At 47.4% G+C, this 17,115-nt stretch carries 16 protein-coding genes; 5 read left to right on the forward strand and 11 right to left on the reverse strand.

Annotated elements, in window-relative coordinates; all coding sequences use genetic code 11:
* Positions 1 to 32: 32 nt before the first annotated feature.
* Positions 33 to 3,128 carry a DNA translocase FtsK gene (locus MZO40_RS04110; RefSeq protein ID WP_105921946.1) on the reverse strand — a complete coding sequence of 1,032 codons (3,096 nt, stop codon included), beginning with the start codon at positions 3,126 to 3,128 and terminating at the stop codon, positions 33 to 35.
* A 33-nt stretch (positions 3,129 to 3,161) separates the two neighbouring features.
* Positions 3,162 to 3,803 carry a YtpR family tRNA-binding protein gene (gene ytpR, locus MZO40_RS04115; protein ID WP_105961879.1) on the reverse strand — a complete coding sequence of 214 codons (642 nt, stop codon included), beginning with the start codon at positions 3,801 to 3,803 and terminating at the stop codon, positions 3,162 to 3,164.
* 167 nt (positions 3,804 to 3,970) lie between these two features.
* On the opposite strand from ytpR, the gene MZO40_RS04120 reads away from it, so the two are divergent.
* On the forward strand, positions 3,971 to 4,294 hold the full coding sequence (locus MZO40_RS04120; protein WP_003638476.1) for a PepSY domain-containing protein: 324 nt from the start codon (positions 3,971 to 3,973) through the stop codon (positions 4,292 to 4,294).
* A 44-nt stretch (positions 4,295 to 4,338) separates the two neighbouring features.
* Here MZO40_RS04120 and MZO40_RS04125 read toward each other — a convergent pair whose 3' ends face one another.
* The 9 genes from MZO40_RS04125 to MZO40_RS04165 all read right to left on the reverse strand — a co-directional run bounded on the left by MZO40_RS04125 (position 4,339) and on the right by MZO40_RS04165 (position 13,156).
* Positions 4,339 to 5,835, reverse strand: a complete 1,497-nt coding sequence (locus tag MZO40_RS04125; protein ID WP_165860996.1) for a PH domain-containing protein — start codon at positions 5,833 to 5,835, stop codon at positions 4,339 to 4,341.
* Positions 5,825 to 6,289 (reverse strand): PH domain-containing protein, encoded by a 465-nt coding sequence (locus tag MZO40_RS04130; RefSeq protein ID WP_050340044.1) that lies wholly within the window; start codon positions 6,287 to 6,289, stop codon positions 5,825 to 5,827. The genes MZO40_RS04125 and MZO40_RS04130 overlap by 11 nt, the downstream gene beginning before the upstream one ends.
* A gap of 228 nt (positions 6,290 to 6,517) precedes the next feature.
* Complete coding sequence (locus MZO40_RS04135) at positions 6,518 to 7,294, reverse strand: hypothetical protein (RefSeq protein ID WP_105921948.1); 777 nt, start codon at positions 7,292 to 7,294, stop codon at positions 6,518 to 6,520.
* A gap of 13 nt (positions 7,295 to 7,307) precedes the next feature.
* Positions 7,308 to 8,051, reverse strand: coding sequence for a LytTR family DNA-binding domain-containing protein (locus tag MZO40_RS04140; RefSeq protein WP_252133117.1), 744 nt, complete (start codon positions 8,049 to 8,051; stop codon positions 7,308 to 7,310).
* Positions 8,041 to 9,309, reverse strand: coding sequence for a GHKL domain-containing protein (locus MZO40_RS04145; protein WP_105921949.1), 1,269 nt, complete (start codon positions 9,307 to 9,309; stop codon positions 8,041 to 8,043). Before MZO40_RS04145 ends, MZO40_RS04140 begins: the two co-directional genes overlap by 11 nt.
* A 263-nt stretch (positions 9,310 to 9,572) precedes the next feature.
* Complete coding sequence (gene trmB / locus MZO40_RS04150; RefSeq protein ID WP_003638472.1) at positions 9,573 to 10,217, reverse strand: tRNA (guanosine(46)-N7)-methyltransferase TrmB; 645 nt, start codon at positions 10,215 to 10,217, stop codon at positions 9,573 to 9,575.
* 81 nt (positions 10,218 to 10,298) lie between these two features.
* Positions 10,299 to 11,084: a phosphotransferase family protein gene (locus MZO40_RS04155; protein ID WP_050340040.1), complete on the reverse strand. Its 786-nt coding sequence runs from the start codon at positions 11,082 to 11,084 to the stop codon at positions 10,299 to 10,301.
* Positions 11,085 to 11,220: 136 nt separating this feature from the next.
* Positions 11,221 to 12,426 (reverse strand): ABC transporter permease, encoded by a 1,206-nt coding sequence (locus tag MZO40_RS04160; RefSeq protein WP_105921950.1) that lies wholly within the window; start codon positions 12,424 to 12,426, stop codon positions 11,221 to 11,223.
* On the reverse strand, positions 12,419 to 13,156 hold the full coding sequence (locus MZO40_RS04165; RefSeq protein ID WP_105921951.1) for an ABC transporter ATP-binding protein: 738 nt from the start codon (positions 13,154 to 13,156) through the stop codon (positions 12,419 to 12,421). The genes MZO40_RS04160 and MZO40_RS04165 overlap by 8 nt, the downstream gene beginning before the upstream one ends.
* A 196-nt stretch (positions 13,157 to 13,352) precedes the next feature.
* Here MZO40_RS04165 and MZO40_RS04170 point away from each other — a divergent pair, with 196 nt between their 5' ends.
* From MZO40_RS04170 to MZO40_RS04185, 4 genes are all read left to right on the forward strand, one after another.
* Positions 13,353 to 13,805 (forward strand): HIT family protein, encoded by a 453-nt coding sequence (locus MZO40_RS04170; protein ID WP_003638468.1) that lies wholly within the window; start codon positions 13,353 to 13,355, stop codon positions 13,803 to 13,805.
* Between the two features lie 15 nt (positions 13,806 to 13,820).
* Positions 13,821 to 14,180: a YtxH domain-containing protein gene (locus MZO40_RS04175; protein ID WP_050340037.1), complete on the forward strand. Its 360-nt coding sequence runs from the start codon at positions 13,821 to 13,823 to the stop codon at positions 14,178 to 14,180.
* Positions 14,181 to 14,415: 235 nt separating this feature from the next.
* Positions 14,416 to 15,312, forward strand: coding sequence for a peptidylprolyl isomerase PrsA (locus MZO40_RS04180; protein WP_050340036.1), 897 nt, complete (start codon positions 14,416 to 14,418; stop codon positions 15,310 to 15,312).
* A gap of 1,097 nt (positions 15,313 to 16,409) precedes the next feature.
* On the forward strand, positions 16,410 to 17,114 hold the full coding sequence (locus tag MZO40_RS04185; protein WP_105961883.1) for a WxL domain-containing protein: 705 nt from the start codon (positions 16,410 to 16,412) through the stop codon (positions 17,112 to 17,114).
* The last annotated feature ends 1 nt before the right edge of the window (position 17,115 follow it).

Raw genomic sequence — 17,115 nt, forward strand, 5'->3', positions numbered from 1 at the left:
CATCAATCATCCGGTGAATCGTTTATTTTTAATTATGAATTGGCTTGTAATTTAGTTAAATCATCCGCAGTAAAGTAGACATCACGTGGTTTGGATCCTTTGGCCGCTGAAACGTAGCCGCGGTTCTCCAAATCATCGATAATGTTTGCCGCGCGGTTGTAGCCGATTGAGAAGTTCCGTTGCAACTTGGACGTCGACATCGTGTCCTCATTGGCAATATAGGCCAAGGCTTCTGGCATCAAGTCGTCCTCATTACGAGCCGCCTCCTCGTGTTTCAACAAACTATCCGGCTGAAACTCGTAGTGTGGCGCGGCTTGGTCGCGAACAAACTGAGTAATCGAATCAATTTCGCTATCCACGAAGGTTCCTTGCAAGCGAACGGCGTTACTTTGACCATTACCGAGGTACAGCATGTCACCACGGCCAAGCAAGCGTTCAGCGCCACTACTATCCAGAATCGTCCGCGAGTCAATTTGACTCGCAACCATGAAGGCGACCCGGGTCGGAATGTTGTTCTTGATCAACCCAGTCACCACGTCGACACTCGGCCGTTGGGTAGCAACCAGCAAATGAATCCCGGCTGCCCGGGCCTTCTGCGTGATTCGCGCAATGTAATCTTGCACTTCACTCGACGCGACCATCATCAAGTCTGCTAATTCGTCGATGACGATCACGATGTACGGCATTTTCAAGCCAGGTTCATGATGTTCTTCGGCCAGCTGATTAAACTGCTCAATATTGCGCGCTCCACCCGCTGCCAGCTTATCATACCGATTATCCATTTCATCGACGACCCATTTAAGGGCGGCCGAAGCGGCTTTCGGTTCTGAGATAACTGGTGCTAGTAAGTGTGGAATTTCATTGTACGGTGCCAATTCCACGGCTTTCGGGTCAATTAACAATAGCTTGACCTGTTGCGGGTTGGCCTTGTACAAAATCGAAACTAAAATACTGTTGATGAAGACTGATTTACCGGAACCCGTAGCCCCCGCAATCAACCCATGCGGCATCTTACGTAAATCGGTCACTTGTGGTTTGCCGAATAAATCAACACCGAGTGCGACCGTCAATGGGGATTTGGACTGCCGGAACTTATCCGTATCCAGTACCTCTGACAGCATGACTGGCCGCGACTTCATGTTTGGAATTTCAATGCCGACCGTGTTACGGCCAGGAATTGGCGCTTCGATTCGGATGTCCTTCGCCGCTAAGGCCAACTTCAAATCATCATTTAAGTTGGTAATCTTGCTGACTTTGACACCGCGCGCGAGCTTGACCTGGAACTGCGTCACGGTCGGACCAATCGTCCAGTCGACCACGTTGGCATTGACGCCAAACGCATCCAGCGACTCATCTAAAGCACTGGCTTTTTGTTCGATCCAATCATCCATTTCAGATTCATTCGGCACGATTGGCGCCTTCAACAGGTTCAATGGTGGCAAATGGTACGCCGCCAGCTCTTTATCTTCCAGCACTGGCGCTGCCGATTCACCACTATGCACTAATTCCGGCTGGTCTTCATCAGAAGTCTGTTCAACAGTGGCATGTGGCGTCGGCGCCGTTACCGCAGAAGTTGCCGCGGTTGACGGCGCTGGCCGGTTCCCCGTCGTGGTGTCAGCGTGACTTTGATGAACAGACGTTGCGGAAGTCGTCGCGGATGCGGTTGTTAAAACTGGCGTCACGGCCGTACTCGATGCGGGCCGCATACCGACTGGCTGATACAGCTCATCTGGTTGTGGCGCCTGCGAACGAGGAGCTGTTGACGCTCCCCCACTCCCGTTATTGTGCGGGGTAGAATCTGTAGCGTGTGACCCGACTGCCACATCTGATGTCGATTGCGCTTGTCCATTAAAATCATCGGATTCATCGGACGCTTCGGAACCAACTGGTACATCTGAATATTCTGTTACTTCTGACGAATGTTGGTCAGTCACTTCAGACTCCTGTGTTGCAGAATCTGCGGCAGCTGACAGGAGGCGGTCTGCGTCTGAAGTTTTGGCAGCTGAAGATACCGGTGCCGCTGCTTCTGAAGTCGTTGCCGGCTGGTCCTTAAACAGTGCCAAATCAGCCTGTGCATCGTGCTCCGCAGTCATAATATCTCCGAGGGACAGTCCTAAGCCATGGGCGGGTTTAGCCGCCGCACTTTCGCTTCCCGCATCCGTTGTCGAATCAGCTGATTGGGCATTAACTTGGGCTGCTGACGCTGCTAGTTCAGGACCACTCGGTTCAAACACTTCTGTTGGCCGTGCGACTTGAGGCTCAGCGACATGCGCCTGATTAATCGCCGCTGCTGACGCTGCTAACTCAGGGTCACTCGGCTCGAAGATTTCCGTTGGCCGTGCGACTTGAGATTCAGCTGCACGTGACTGATTAACCACCGCTGCTGACGCTGCTAATTCAGGATCACTCGGTTCGAAAATTTCCGTTGGCCGTGCGACTTGAGATTCAGCTGCACGTGACTGATTAATCGCCGCTGCTGAGGCCGCTAACTCAGGATCACTCGGTTCAAACACCTCAGTTGGCGCTGCGCTCGCAGTTGCAACCGTTGCCTGCGATGTAGCTGCAGACTGTTCAGCGGTTGCGGTGGCCTCAGACGCGTTTGCCGAAGTAGCAGCCATCGACTGACGAGTTGGCTCATTAGACATAGCGCTGTCCGCCTTATTTGACGGTGCTTGACTTAATGGCGTTTGGCTGAACGATGACGCACTCGTCTGTGGCGCTTGTAAGTCGACTAGTGGCAAATCGGCCGTCGTCTCGTCTGCAAACAATAGAAACGATTCAGGCCGTTTGTGCAAGCTGGCTTGAATTTCTAAGTAATTACGATCATCGTTATCCTGAATAATGCCCCCATTAGTTAACGCACTGGTCAACTGTGCGGGAACCCGTGATGGATGGAAATCGCCATGTGTGCCGCCATTGAACAGCGTTGTGGTATCCGCACCAGCACTGCTTGAACGGACAGGACTCGCCGCGCGGGCAGGCGTTTCAACGGCACTGGCAGCGCTAGAGGCTGCTTGAGAACTAGCCGACACTGCTGTTGGAGTTGATTGACTGGCCGCTGAATTATTCATTTGTCGTTGATTATATCGATATTTCCGGAAAAATGCCGGGCCATCATAATGGTTCATTTTCAATCATCCTAATTTTTAATGTCTGCAAGTCTAAGCAGTAAATAATGTTTGAGCGCGGTCGAAATCAAAGGCTGCGCCGACTGGTTGATAGTCTGCTGGCAAAATTAAAGCGCCGGGACGTTGTGGCGCGTTTGGCAGTTGTAATTCACGTCCAGAGACGATCATGCCGTTACTCTTAACGCCCCGCAGTTCACCAGGCCAAATAATCAAACCGTTTGGCATCATGGCCCCGACTTTGGCAACCACGACTAAAATATCCGCCTGCATGTTAGGTGACCCACTGACAATTTGGAGTGGTTCATCAGCACCAACGTCGGTCTTCGTAATTTTTAAATGATCAGATTTGGGATGGGCTTCGGCAGATTGGACGTAGCCGACCACAAATTTAGGATCTGTATCTAAGACTAATTCAGGCTCAAAATCGTTCGTTTGTAATAAATTATTTAATTGATCAACTTGTTCGGCAGTTAAGTCAACTTGACCATTGACATCCAAAGACCCAAGCGTCTTGGAAACGTCAAAAAAATTATAGCCCAAGGTTTCGCCACTGTCAGCGTCACTAATACGCGTGACGTTAGCATGTGTTTCAATCGTCTGGGTGGCCGTATCTGGTCGTAAGATGGTGATTAACGTGTCACCTAATTCGGATGGATTATAACTTGTAATTAACATGTGAAACCCCTTTACTCTCATTTTTAGCGTTCAGATATTATTATAGCGTATTTTACTTAAATCATACTGATTAATTATGACTTTTCTTTGTATTCTCGTCAATCATTGGTATACTAAATTTAAACAAACATTTCCTAGTCAAGTTAGCTGAAAGGAGACGCAGCATCATGAATAAACAATTACAGTATGGCGGCCTGTTAGCGGTTGGGATGGCTGGTATCGCCGGGGGCTTTTCCGTTGGCGGCCTGTTCAAGCGGTTGCGCCGTCCCACCCCTAACCAAATCCTCGGACAAGTGAAACGTGCTTTTCTTAAAGAAGCACCGATTGAAGGCTCATGGATTGAAATGAAAAAATCGCCACTACAAAAATTTGCCTTGCGCACGGATGTCTACTATGGCGGTATTACCCGCTACGAAGACGGCCAGCTGGTGCAATACGAATTTTTAGCGGACGCCAATACGGGCAGTATTTTAGATATTTACCGACTTTAAATCAAAAAACTTTCGCACTTCACAATGAAAAGTGCGAAAGTTTTTTAGTTTACATTTAATGCTTTATCATTGGGCACATACCATCCTTGAATCTGACGCACCATCGTCGTCGGCAAATAACGCACCGTAATTGTTCGCTCATGGCGGCCATCGCGAATTGAAACCCGCAGATGTGCACTATGACTGGCACGCATCCACCAGCTTTGCTTAATTATTAGTGCCTGAACTTGATTACGCGGCAGTACCCACTGTTGCCGAGTGAAAAAGTGACTGGTTTGTAAAATCAAAATCGTGTCTGAATTGATTGCTGCACCCCGCCAGTGACTGGCATAGCTGCCCTGCAACACCGCAACGGCGACCCATATCGGTAGACTGATGAGCAACCAACTGAGGGATTGCCGGCCAATTTTTAGAACAATCAGGCCAACGACCAACAATAAACTACTCCATAACAGCAGGCAATTGCGAATCACGGCCCAACGTGCTCGTCGATCGAGCGACGTTAAATTAGTAATCATGGTTGGTACCCAGTCAATAAAGCGACTGACTGTTGTTAATGCTTGTGATTGGGGCACGACTGGCAACAACTTCAATTCATCATTGTCTTCAGTATCCCCGACCTGACTAGCCGTCACCACTTGGACGGTGGTCAGATGCAGCCACTGTCGCAACCAATTCTGTTGCAATTTGACAGCTTGGATACGTGATAGTGCAACGCTCGCTTGTCGTCGTTGCAACCAACCCCGCGTCACGGTCACCACCGTGGCACGTCTTTCAATCGTAAAATGATAATATTGTGCCATGATTTGAGCATAGGCACACGCGTAACTGACAAGCATGACAACGCCCACTGCCATGCTGATTTGCCAAACCGACCACTGACCCACTAGACTGGTCATCCGTCGCCAAACACCACCACGACCAACATCAAAGACCTGCTGACCGAACCAGGCCACCACACCCATGATTAGAACGATGTTCACCGAGCTGAGGGCGTACACGTTTAAATCATGCCAGCTGACCCGTAAACGTTGTGTGGCCGGCTCTGATTGCACCGATTGGTCACCATGCTTGGATGCAGTTGCGTTTTGACTTTGACGCTGATGCGCAATTAACTCATCCCCGACCGTTTGCCGGACTAGGGGCAACTGAATGAGGTCATCTTCACTCACCTTTTCAGCGGTCTCAATAATCAGTTGCTCTAGATGCCAAGGTTGTAAAAACCACGACTGTTGCCGCTGAATCGTTTGAATCTGACGATAAGGGATATGCTGAACTTGACGATTAACAAGGCCTTTATTGATTGTAAGACCGCCATCCGTCAATCGATAAGTAAAACGCCAGTAACGAATCACCGCCAGCAGTAAGGCGCCACCAGCCATCACCCCCATTAGGCTAACGATTAGCGTTGAATAGCGCTCCCACAATTTTAGCCATTTCATTGTTAAAAAGGCGATACCCACATCCAGATAAAATGCGACTTGAATGGCTTGCCAGCTAAACTGTAGTAACGCGAGCGGTGACAAGTGATTAGGCTTCATCGCGGGCCTCCCGTGCAAGCTGCATGATTCGGTCACGCAATCGATTAGCCACTTCCGGTACCACACCATCAATTTCATAACTGTCAGCGGAAGTCGCCACGACTACCTTCTGAAGGTGTTGCCACTGCAGTAGCGGACCGGCTTCAAGCGTCACGTTTTGAATACGCCTGATTGGAATCGCAATAACTCTTTTCATTATCACACCATGATGCAAATACACAGCATCCGTTGTAATCTGATAGCGCCAAAAAGCATACCGATATGGCACCATTGCAAGTTCAACCATAATATCTAGAATCGTTAAACCGCCAACGACTACTGCTAGCCACCACCACCAATGCCACCAAAGATGGCCGAACCAAACACCGATTGCCAGCAGCAACCCGATACCCCCACTCAGCACGATACTCGCGACCCAGACGTGTTTAATTTCTTTTGGCAACTGTTCTGTCATGCGATTTCCTCCAAGTTAGTCTTAAATCAAGTATCGCATACCTGAGCACGACCGTCGAGGAGCGGTTGATTTGATCTGAATCATGATTAAAAACGTGCCAATTGGTTGACTCACTACTCGTCAGCCAGTGCGCCTCCTCATTCAGCCTTCAGCAATGAGTGCTATTGGCTCGAAAAATGACATGTTTTCAACTCATCCTTAATGCAAAATGCTAACCAGCATAACCTGTCAATAATTGGTTCTCCGCCGCTGTTGTAACTGCTGATAGCCTAGCCCAAGGCCAATCAACACGCCACCGGCCAGTAACATCCCCCCAACCACTGGCAGTCCGGTAATCAAACTGTACTCAGTGAAGGGCTGAAGCACCCGGTCAATGCCAATCTGAATCATGAACATCCATAAGATAAAGGTCAGTGCGTAAACAATGGCATAATTCTGAATCGTTCGGCTTAAAATAACTGCCACACTGGTGATGAAGGCAATCACTGCTAAAAATAAGATAATTCGAATGAGAATAGCGGCAATCGAATGCGTCAACTCCCACTTAGCAAAAATTCCGTTTGCATCATTAACGGTCAGGCCCTGAAATGACCGGCCGTTGTGAAAAACGATCATTGCCAGGATTAAATTCAATCCCAAAGAGCCGCCAAAGTTGACCACTGACACCATCACTGCATCGCGGACTCGCAATGCTTGGTCGCCCAACTTGGTGCCTCCCGCTGAGACTTTCCGGGCCGCTTTGGTCCTAATTGGTCGGTCAGCCACTAACATCAAAATAATGATTGGTAAGCCCAAATAAAGGACCGGTAAACTGATGGCACCATGACCACCCATTCCGAGCATCGTTGCGAGTGCCGGCGTCAGTAACCACTTGGCACCCATATAATTGCTGAATTCTTCATAAGCTGAGATTGCGAGGTCGATTTGTGGCAACAACCAAATCAGTGCGACCATGGCAATCATCCGATAATCACGACGACGCGTGCCTGTTATTATGTTAAACAAATGAATCTCCTCCTTACATCTTCGAGACACGCACTAATTTTGCTAGTGCGCGGCTAGCAGCAACCGAACAATCAATGGTTTCACCATTACTGACCGTCAGCTGATGCAGCCGTTTATTGATCACAGTGATACAGGTCTGATTGACGACGATTGATTTATGACAACGATAAAAATTTTTATTGAGTGTCGCTGCCTGCTTAATCGTGCCATAGTACTCAAATTGTGCATTCGCCATATGAACGATCAACTTATGCGGAACCTGAGCACTTTCGATGAACAAGACCTCATCAGCACGCACGGACCGCACTTGTTCCCCAACTTTAAACTGGACGTACGCCGCTTGGTGGTGCTGAGACGACGTTAGTCTGGTTTGCGCTAAATTTAAAATTTGAATCAGACGGGCTTGTAGCGCTTCTGGCTCGTCTTTAATAATGAAATCCAACACTTCTAACTGATGCTTAAACGTCAAGGTCAGCATTTCAGCATGCGTCGTAATAAAGACGATTTTACAATTCACATCGACCTGGCGTAATTTTTGCGCCAACTCAATCCCATTCATCGGGGTGCCGAGTTCAATATCCAATAAATACAACCGTTGATGCTGGTTGTCGGCCTCTGCTAATATCGCTTGGGGGTCGGCCGTTGCCATGGCAATCCGCATATCAAGTTTTTCAATCATCAGGTAGCGGCGCACGATCGTTTGAATCTGTTCAAGTTGTTTGACGTCATCCTCACAAATATAAACATCAATCATCATGATCACCCAGTTTGACTGTGATTCTCTGGGTAAAGTGGTGTGCCGTTACCGCGGTGTCCAACATGTAAGCGGCGTGTTGGTCGATGATAGCCTGCAAATTGGTTAGCCCGAGTCCGCGACCGGGACCGTTCGTTGAGAAATTCTTGCGTTTTAATTGCCATAACGGCGGTAATTCCGTGTGAATGGTATTCCGCACCGCAAATACTAAGCCGTAATCATCAGTCATGATGGCCATTTCAATAACCGAATCAGGCTGGTGGGCGGTTGCCGTGACGGCATTATCCAGCACAATTCCCAGCGCGATGACGAGGCTGACCGGATCTGCGCCAACAGTCGGGACGGTTTCTCGACATTCGAAACGCGTCTTGGTCCCCGTTTCTTGGGCAGCGCTGAGTTTATTAAACACCAGACTCTTAATTTCTTTTACTTGTAACCGGCCCAGATCTTCTAACGCGTATTTTTCCGAAGTGAGTCGCGAATTGACGGGACGCAAAGCTTGGTAATAATATTTTTTCAAACCATCAATATCATCAGTAGCCAGGTATTCATCAAGCGACAACAACATATTCTGATAATCGTGCCGGAAGCGTCGTAGCTGATCATAATGGGCTTCCACTTCATCCGTATAACGGCCATTGCTGACCAATAATTCCTGCTGGTGCGTCAAAGTCGCCGTTTTAAGCTGCATTTGGTGATGTTCCCATTGTAACCAGATCACAATCAGGCTCACGGTCGTAAAGAAGACTAAGTCGAACAACACACCCGGACTTTTCGGATAATTACGACCGGTAAAATTAAGATATTCATAGACGATCAGTAAGGTGACGACGGCTAACACGGCCTCAGTAAGCTTAAACTGTTGTAGCCCCGGACCGGTCTTTTGCGGCCGATAAATCAGTGCTAACAACCCACCGACCGCAATTCCAAGTATTATCGTCAACCCGAGCTGCCAACTGGTCTGACCAATCATCTTAGCGAACAGTGCCGCAAAGTGACTCACAATCAACAGGATGAGGGTACACTCAAAACTCAGGACTACCGTCGCCTTGATGTCAATCACCTCTTGGTCTGGCCCGCCGATTAAAATCATCACACCCGGTACCAATAACATAATTGCAGTATTCGGCCACACGAATGCGGTGATGACCGCCCATACAATGAATCCACCGTCCCACCAATCGAATCGATACCGCTGCGTCACGATTTTGGCAAAAGCGCCTAACAAGAGCCCCTCAATAATAATTTCCAACTGTATCATCTGTACGCCTCCATTCTGTCGTCATCTCTTGCACTTGCTTACACCTATCTTATCAATTCCAGCCGGCAATCACTATTTTTATCGTAAAACCATCGTTTTTAATCATTATCGACTCATTTTTGAAGAACAGGAACAATCATGGCCAAGTTTAGTTGCAAGCGCACCATCAGCTCATCAACATAATGGCACTAGCCTAGTTTCGGCCAGTCCGCGAATCGACAAAAAAACAGCGATCTCTACTGAGCATCGCTGCAATTGTCCCCTTACTTGGCCGGGAATGTGGCAATAATCTTATAAATTGGGCCAAATTGGCTGAATTTTTGTTCGTATTCTGTTTCGACGTTGTCCTCAGGCGTTGCGACCGCGTGCAAGTCCAGCCAGACTTGTTCAAACTGCATGCCGAAGTTGTTCATACTCGTTAATGAGAACTCAAACAGGCCCCGGTTGTCGGTCTTAAACTCGATCTGGCCATTGGGCTTCAGCACTTCTCGATAGCCAGCCAGAAACGACTTGTAGGTCAAACGCCGTTTTTCATGACGCGACTTCGGCCATGGATCAGAAAAGTTCAAGTACAGGCGGTCGACTTCATGGGGTTCAAAAAATGCCGTCACTGCCTGGCCATCAGCGTGCGCCAACTGCAGATTTGGTAAGGGTTCTTCAACCAACTTCTTCAAAATAATGGCGATCACCGAAGTTTGAATTTCAATGGCCACGTAATTAATTTCTGGGTGGCGTTTGGCCATTTCAATAATAAATTGACCTTTGCCGCTCCCCACTTCAATCTGTAACGGTTGCTGCTTGGCAAAGCGACTCTGCCACTGACCTTTCAATTGCGTCGGGTCCTCAGTAATTAGTTCGGGATGGGCCGCAATCAATTTGGGCGCCCATGGTTTGTTTCTGACACGCATAACGTTGACTCCTTCTTAAGCTTAATTCAGTAAAATAGCCGCGAATTCCGACTGGGACTCGCGGCTATCGGTAACTTGTCATTATACTTCGTACTGCGATAGTTCTTCTAAAAAGATGATTTCATGGTTCATCTGATGATACTGGTTCCGATAATAATTGTCCTTGATATTCAACAACAAATTAATCTTGGCATACCACACGACCCGTGTTCGTAGTGCGGTGGTCATCGTCTCGCCGTAAGCACTAAACCATTGTTGCCAGTCCTTGAGTGGAATATATTCGCACAACAAGAGACTAATATCTGATGCTGGATCGGCAAAACGTGCGGAATCCCAGTCAACTAAATAGAGCTGCTGGCGATCAGATAACAACCAATTCTTATGGTTGAGGTCCCCATGACAGACCCGATATTTTGCAACGGGGAGGCTTGGCAAAGTTCCTTTTAATTCTTCTAGGACCCGTGCCATCAGCGGGTGATGTCTCAAATCATCAGGTAAATCTTGTAAGTATTGTTGAATAAAATCTTGTGGTCGAACGCTCTGACCACCGACTTTTCTTAACATCCGGTGAAGCAACTCGGAATTGTGCACACGTGCCAATAAATGCGCCACATCAGGCAGCCGCATTTGTTGCTTCGTTAAAGTTTGACCGTTTAGCCACTCTTGGGCCGTCAACGTATCCCCACTTGAGATTCGTTTCGTCCAGATCAATCGCGGGGTAATTTCTTCCATCGACAGCGCCGCTAGGAACGGCGAGGCGTTTCGTTTTAAGAACAATCGTTGGTGATTTTTTTTGCCCATGAAAGCCTTATTCGTATTCCCATATATCGGATAAACGTCCCAGCCATCATCAAGTTCGAAATCCATCAGCCCCACTCCTCTCAAAATTTATTTAATGTCACATTATCATTTCACTTAACATGATTATTTCACTTAACAATCACATTCTATAGACGAAAACCGCATCCGTCAAGTCCTTTTTAACCCTTGATACACCAAGGTTTTAAGCTAATCTAACTTTCAGATACCAAGTAACTAAGAGATAGATTTCAATGACGTTGATTACCGCTAAAATGCCTACCTGAGCTAACGGTGCGTTGCTTATCCAAAACGCCACTAAAAAGATAATTCCGGTCAGTCCCAAGACGTTTCGCAAGAGCCGCTGGAAGTTTTGCAGACGTTGTTTCGTCGTTAACGGATAAATGTGCGTAAAAACTATATTATCGTATTGCTTGTAAAACGGCAACAATTGGAACCCAATCAAATAAATAAAGAGCACGTCTAATGCCATTGCTAGCCAGCCATGGCCGCTGAAATACAACAGTATCGCGCCAATGACGGTCAGGCGAACCACCAATCCACTAAATTCGGTACCACGTAACATGCCGCGGGTATACAAATAGCCAAAGGCGTGTTGTTGGTCGCGCGGTAACCATTTGAGTAACCAATCTAAATACCGACGCCGTTTGACACTGCCCTGGACCATTGGCACATCCGTGAATAAATTAAAGAAGCGGTAAATACCCAGCATACGGTTGGCCTCGGCCTTGATATCATCCCGCCAAGCAATCACGGTTGTCGGCCAAAGTCGTTGATGTAGCAAACGTTGTCCGGCCGCTACCACTAGTGCAAGCACCAGGCTGAGCCATGGCGTGATCAGCAGACCGAGTGCAAGCACGACTAACGCCAATGCCCAATTGCCCAGCTGCAGCCAACGCCGCAACTTCAGCGGGATTTGGTACAGACGCGTCACACTTAACGTTAGTTGCGCATCCTTGAGCGCAAGCTGTGTCACGAGCAGTGCCAATAACGACCAACCGGTAATCTGATCGACAATCATCAACAGCGGCACGGTCAGTCCAACCAAAACAACTTGCACGAGTTGGGCCAGCCACCAACTGTAGCGCCAGGCGCGAACGAGATAGTCATGCACATCGTGTTCGCGCGGTAACAGGAACACCGTGTCGGCCGGTTCTAGCAGCGTCGCCACGTGATTCAGCCCCAAGCCAGCCCATAATATGAAGCCTAAGACGTACACGAGCCAAGTACTTTGTGGTCCGAGCGTCTTCAACCAGTTGGAATAGGCCAACCCAAGACCACCGACAAAAAACATCAGGGCAATAACGAAGTGGTCATTAAAGACCAGCCGTAAGTAGCGCAGCATCCGTCGCAAGTGTTGCTGTAACCGGGTTTGAAATAACTCACTCATCGCGGGTCACCCCGGTCAATGAAAGGTAGATGTCATTCAATGATTCACCCGCATCCGGATAATTAGCTTTGATTTCCGCGAACGTCCCCTGCGTTTGAACCTCACCCGCATGTAGCAGGACAAACTTATCACACGCTTTTTCGGCCGTATCCAGGACGTGGGTCGACATCAAAACTGCCGCACCCTGTTGCTTCACGTCCGCAATCAGCGCTAATAAATCATGAACGGCTAAGGGGTCCAGCCCTAGAAATGGTTCGTCAATGATGAACAGCTTGGCGTCCGTAATGAAGGCGCAGACAATCATGACCTTTTGCTTCATCCCCTTAGAAAAGTTAGCTGGAAACCAGTCTAACTTATTCGCTAACCGGAAAGTTTTGAGCAGGTCGTTTGCGCGTTGCCATGCCTTGGTCTGGTCCAAACCATAGGCCAACATCGTCATTTCTAAATGTTCTTTGAGTGTTAATTCTTCATATAAGATGGGTGTTTCAGGGATATAAGCGATCTGCCGCTTATACGCTTGTGGGTCTTGGGCAAGCGTGACACCGTTGAGACTGATGGTCCCCTTCATCGGCGTTAACAAACCAATAATATGGTTAATAGTTGTTGACTTACCAGCCCCGTTTAATCCAATCAAACCGACCAGCTCGCCTGGTTTGACTTCAAAACTGATATCTTTTAGGACGGGAATTTGCGAATACCCACCAACTAAGTGCTGTACCGCTAATGCCATTACGTTAACCTCTTTCTGTGTTGGTATAAGTGTTCCTATTATAGCATAGCTCCGGCTGGAATCCGTGCTGGAGTCATTCAGACGAATCGTCTTTAAAGAAAATTCAGCATTTTCGCCCACCACGCCATCGTGTTTTGATTGCAGTCGCGCCGATAGTGTATAATGAACCCAACTAATAAATAAAGAAGGTTATCATATGACAGCTTTTGAACCAAAACTCGATGACGATTGTATCTTTTGTAAAATTATCAAAGGTGATATTCCAAGCTACACGGTATACGAAGACGACATGGTCAAAGCTTTTCTTGATATCTCTCAAGGGACGCCCGGCCATACGTTAGTCGTTCCTAAGACCCACGTCGCTGACATCTTCGGCTATGATCGTGACCTGGCTAGCATCGTTTTTGCACGGATTCCTGAAATTGCGCGGGCAATCAAGGCTTCTGACGAAAACATCATTGGCATGAACATCGTTAACAACAACGGTGCGGTCGCTTATCAATCCGTCTTCCATTCGCACTTCCATCTGATTCCACGGTACAGCGATAAGGATGATTTCCGGATGATTTTCAAGGATAACGCTAAGAAATATGATGAAACGGACTACACGCGCCTTCAGAATGCCATCAAATCTGAATTAGCACACTAACCGAGGAGGACGCCCATGGCAAAATTTATTCGCAACAGTCTGATTGGCTTAGGCCTCAGCGCTGCCGCTTACATGCTGGTCAATCAGAAGACGCCCAAAGCGGTGTATCATGACATCAAAAGTTACGTCCAAGACGTCTTAGATGCTGCCGACAACTTACAAGATGCCCGTGAAGAATTCAGTGATGCCCAATCGGACCTCAGTGTTCAAATGGCCCATGCTGCTGAAGTGTTCGATGATATTCAAACGGAACTCGACAAGTTTCAGTTTCAAATCGAACCCCACGTGGCGATTATGAAGAAACGCGCGGAACATCTGCAGTCGACTTTAGACCGACTGACTGGCGATGATACTGACCCTCATCAGCAGTCCTAAACCTGAATCGTGAAACCCTAATTGCTGGTTTCACGATTCTTTTGTTTGGTATCCGAACAAGCTGGTTTCGTTTAAATTCACTGACACATTAGGTAAACTTTATGAAGACGCTGTGAAATCTCTGAATATTTTGTAAAGATTTCCATATGCCTGCAGAAGCTTTCATAGTTATGGTATAGTAGTCTGTGAAGTCTGCTGATGCAGAACGATTTCAAGAATAGGATGTGTTTTAAGCATGAAGAAATGGCTCATTGCCCTTGCTGGTGTCTTACTAACCTTCACCTTGGCTGGTTGCGGTAGCAAGACCGTTGCAACAACTTCCGGTGGTAAAATTACCGAAAGCCAATATTATAGTAGTATGAAGGGTACCTCCTCTGGTAAGCAAGTCTTACAACAAATGATTTTGAACAAGGTGCTTGAAAAGGACTACGGCGACAAGGTTTCAACGAAACAAGTTACGAAGCAATACAATACTTACAAGTCACAATACGGTAGTTCATTCTCAACAGTCTTAACCCAAAATGGTTTGACGACCAAGACCTTCAAGGAACAATTACGTTCTAACTTACTATTGAAGGAAGCCGTTAAAGACAAGGTTAAAATCACTGACAAGGCTTTGAAGAAACAATGGAAGTCTTACGAACCTGAAGTGACTGTTCAACACATCTTAGTTGCTAAGAGCGCCACTGCTGACAAAGTCTTAGACGCCTTGAAGAAGGATTCTAGCCAAGCCAACTTCACGAAGTTAGCTAAGAAGTATTCAACTGATACGACCACTAAGAACAAGGGTGGGAAGTTAGCTGCCTTCGATAACACGAACACCAGCTACTCATCTAAATTCTTGACCGCCGCATTCAAGCTGAAGAACGGTGAATACACCACTTCTGCTGTTAAGACTAGCAACGGTTACGAAATCATTCGGATGATCAAGAACCCTGGTAAGGGCAAGATGTCTGATCACACTGCCGAATTGAAGAAGCAAATTTGGGACAACGACATGAGCGACTCAACTGTCTTACAAAACGTTGTTTCTAAAGTGCTTAAGGGTGGGAATGTTTCAATCAAGGATAGCGATTTGAAGGATATCTTATCGTCATACCTCTCAACCTCATCTTCATCAAGCTCTAACTAATTTTTAGCTTATTAAACCACCCGGACCTGTTTAGGTTCGGGTGGTTTTTTTGTGTGCTGACTTCAATTGAAAAGCTGATTGGCAATGATTATGCGTCGTGCTAGTTATTCTTTAGCACAAGAGATGATAAGATCATGCCACCGCTTGGCGTACTGTTCGTCAGCCAGTGAGCTCCCTACTCCGACTTCCAGGGCTTCTGCTCCTTAGTCGACTATGCAGGTTTTGCAAATGTTCAATACTGTTGACGGTTTCTAGAACTAAAATACGAATAAAGTAACTTAAAAATTATTGAAAATCAGTCTCAAAGTGATTGCTAAAACGACTGTTTACTATGAATCAATATCCAGTCCACTAAAAAGTTGGGTCCACACATGTCTGCCTTTCGAATACAATCCAGGCTGGAAGGTATTCTGGGCAAGGCCAAGTATTTTCAGAGTGTGAGGTTCGGACGGGTTGGGACTGAGGATTAGCCTAGCTAGAGCGTTAAGCGGCAAACTTCCGCTTGGCGTTCTGGCGTAGCTAACCGGAAGTCCCTGTCTGACCCGAACACGTTTCGTCCATATCGCAGCCAGCGTGAAAGACCAGTATTTAAGACGTGGGTTGTCGGCTTAAATCTGTGTCCACCACGTTCCGGTCATTGCCCAGAATGCCTGGAAGCTGTTGTAGGACGCGTCTATCCATTAGTTTTATACTAACTCGCATTGTTTCCAGCGGTCCTAAGCTGGCTGCTTTTGAACTTAACAATTGGCATGATTTAATCATCTGTAGTGCTAATGATTAGTTCATTCTAAGGACGCTATTTTTTTGATTTCGGTATCGTCGCACGCTGTTAATCCAACAAGACTTGCAGATGAAGTTCCCCCACTCTCCTCGCAAGTAAACAGTGCGCTGCCTTCAGTCTGTCGCCTTGGCAAGATAACGCCTTGCTAAGTCGTGCCAATCAGCAACATGCATAACGCTAGCTGGATTCGGATGGTTTATGCTAATCTAATGTCAACGATACGCTACAAGTAATATTCTGGCCGGAATTTTATTATCGTTACTGTATGTTGATTGATGAGCGCAGGCACGAACAGCAAAAAAAGGAGCGAGCTATCATGAAAAAAACAGTGATTACGGCAACCATGCTGCTAGGCTTACTGGGAACCCCTGCCATTACGGCGAATGCTGCATCCAGTGCGAACACGAACACTACTCTAGAATTGACTGAAAACACGGGTCCAACCGTTCCAGTCGACCCAACCAATCCAACGAATCCCCAAGATCCAGACGATCCAGATAACCCCGCCACCGGTAATACCGGAGCCTTAACGTTAGACGTTGCACCTAAAACCTTTAACTTTGGTTCCGTTCAAACGTATGCGGCCGAACACACTTACAAGGCCGTTGCGACGGGCAGTGGCTATCAATACTTGCAGGTCACTGATAATCGTGGGACTGACGAGCAAGGCTGGACAGTGACCGTCGAACAGGACCAAGATTTAACCGAAACCAGTGGTGATGCCTCACACGTCTTAACTGGAACGACTATTCACGTGCCTGCCGGGACTGCCCGTAACAGTTTGGCAACTGATCCGACCGCCGCTGACTCAAATCTGAATGCGACGGTCGCCAACGTTACCAATACCAGTGGCGCAGTGACCGTCTTCAGCACGACTGCGGCAGAGAATGCAGGAAAAGGCACATCGGTAAAAGCCTGGGATCCAACTGATGTCACGTTGACCATTCCTAAGAATACTGCCAAACCAGGAACCTACACGAATACGTTGACTTGGACGTTGACCGCCAACGTTTCAAGTTAGC

It is taken from the genome of Lactiplantibacillus sp. B652, from assembly GCF_023806745.1.
Taxonomy (GTDB): domain Bacteria; phylum Bacillota; class Bacilli; order Lactobacillales; family Lactobacillaceae; genus Lactiplantibacillus; species Lactiplantibacillus pentosus.

Excerpts from the sequence above, each read along its gene's own strand:
- MZO40_RS04110 (WP_105921946.1), bottom strand. The coding sequence starts at position 3,128 with ATGAACCATTATGATGGCCCGGCATTTTTCCGGAAATATCGATATAAT.
- ytpR (WP_105961879.1), bottom strand. The coding sequence starts at position 3,803 with ATGTTAATTACAAGTTATAATCCATCCGAATTAGGTGACACGTTAATC.
- MZO40_RS04120 (WP_003638476.1), top strand. The coding sequence starts at position 3,971 with ATGAATAAACAATTACAGTATGGCGGCCTGTTAGCGGTTGGGATGGCT.
- MZO40_RS04125 (WP_165860996.1), bottom strand. The coding sequence starts at position 5,835 with ATGAAGCCTAATCACTTGTCACCGCTCGCGTTACTACAGTTTAGCTGG.
- MZO40_RS04130 (WP_050340044.1), bottom strand. The coding sequence starts at position 6,289 with ATGACAGAACAGTTGCCAAAAGAAATTAAACACGTCTGGGTCGCGAGT.
- MZO40_RS04140 (WP_252133117.1), bottom strand. The coding sequence starts at position 8,051 with ATGATGATTGATGTTTATATTTGTGAGGATGACGTCAAACAACTTGAA.
- MZO40_RS04145 (WP_105921949.1), bottom strand. The coding sequence starts at position 9,309 with ATGATACAGTTGGAAATTATTATTGAGGGGCTCTTGTTAGGCGCTTTT.
- trmB (WP_003638472.1), bottom strand. The coding sequence starts at position 10,217 with ATGCGTGTCAGAAACAAACCATGGGCGCCCAAATTGATTGCGGCCCAT.
- MZO40_RS04155 (WP_050340040.1), bottom strand. The coding sequence starts at position 11,084 with ATGGATTTCGAACTTGATGATGGCTGGGACGTTTATCCGATATATGGG.
- MZO40_RS04160 (WP_105921950.1), bottom strand. The coding sequence starts at position 12,426 with ATGAGTGAGTTATTTCAAACCCGGTTACAGCAACACTTGCGACGGATG.
- MZO40_RS04165 (WP_105921951.1), bottom strand. The coding sequence starts at position 13,156 with ATGGCATTAGCGGTACAGCACTTAGTTGGTGGGTATTCGCAAATTCCC.
- MZO40_RS04170 (WP_003638468.1), top strand. The coding sequence starts at position 13,353 with ATGACAGCTTTTGAACCAAAACTCGATGACGATTGTATCTTTTGTAAA.
- MZO40_RS04175 (WP_050340037.1), top strand. The coding sequence starts at position 13,821 with ATGGCAAAATTTATTCGCAACAGTCTGATTGGCTTAGGCCTCAGCGCT.
- MZO40_RS04180 (WP_050340036.1), top strand. The coding sequence starts at position 14,416 with ATGAAGAAATGGCTCATTGCCCTTGCTGGTGTCTTACTAACCTTCACC.
- MZO40_RS04185 (WP_105961883.1), top strand. The coding sequence starts at position 16,410 with ATGAAAAAAACAGTGATTACGGCAACCATGCTGCTAGGCTTACTGGGA.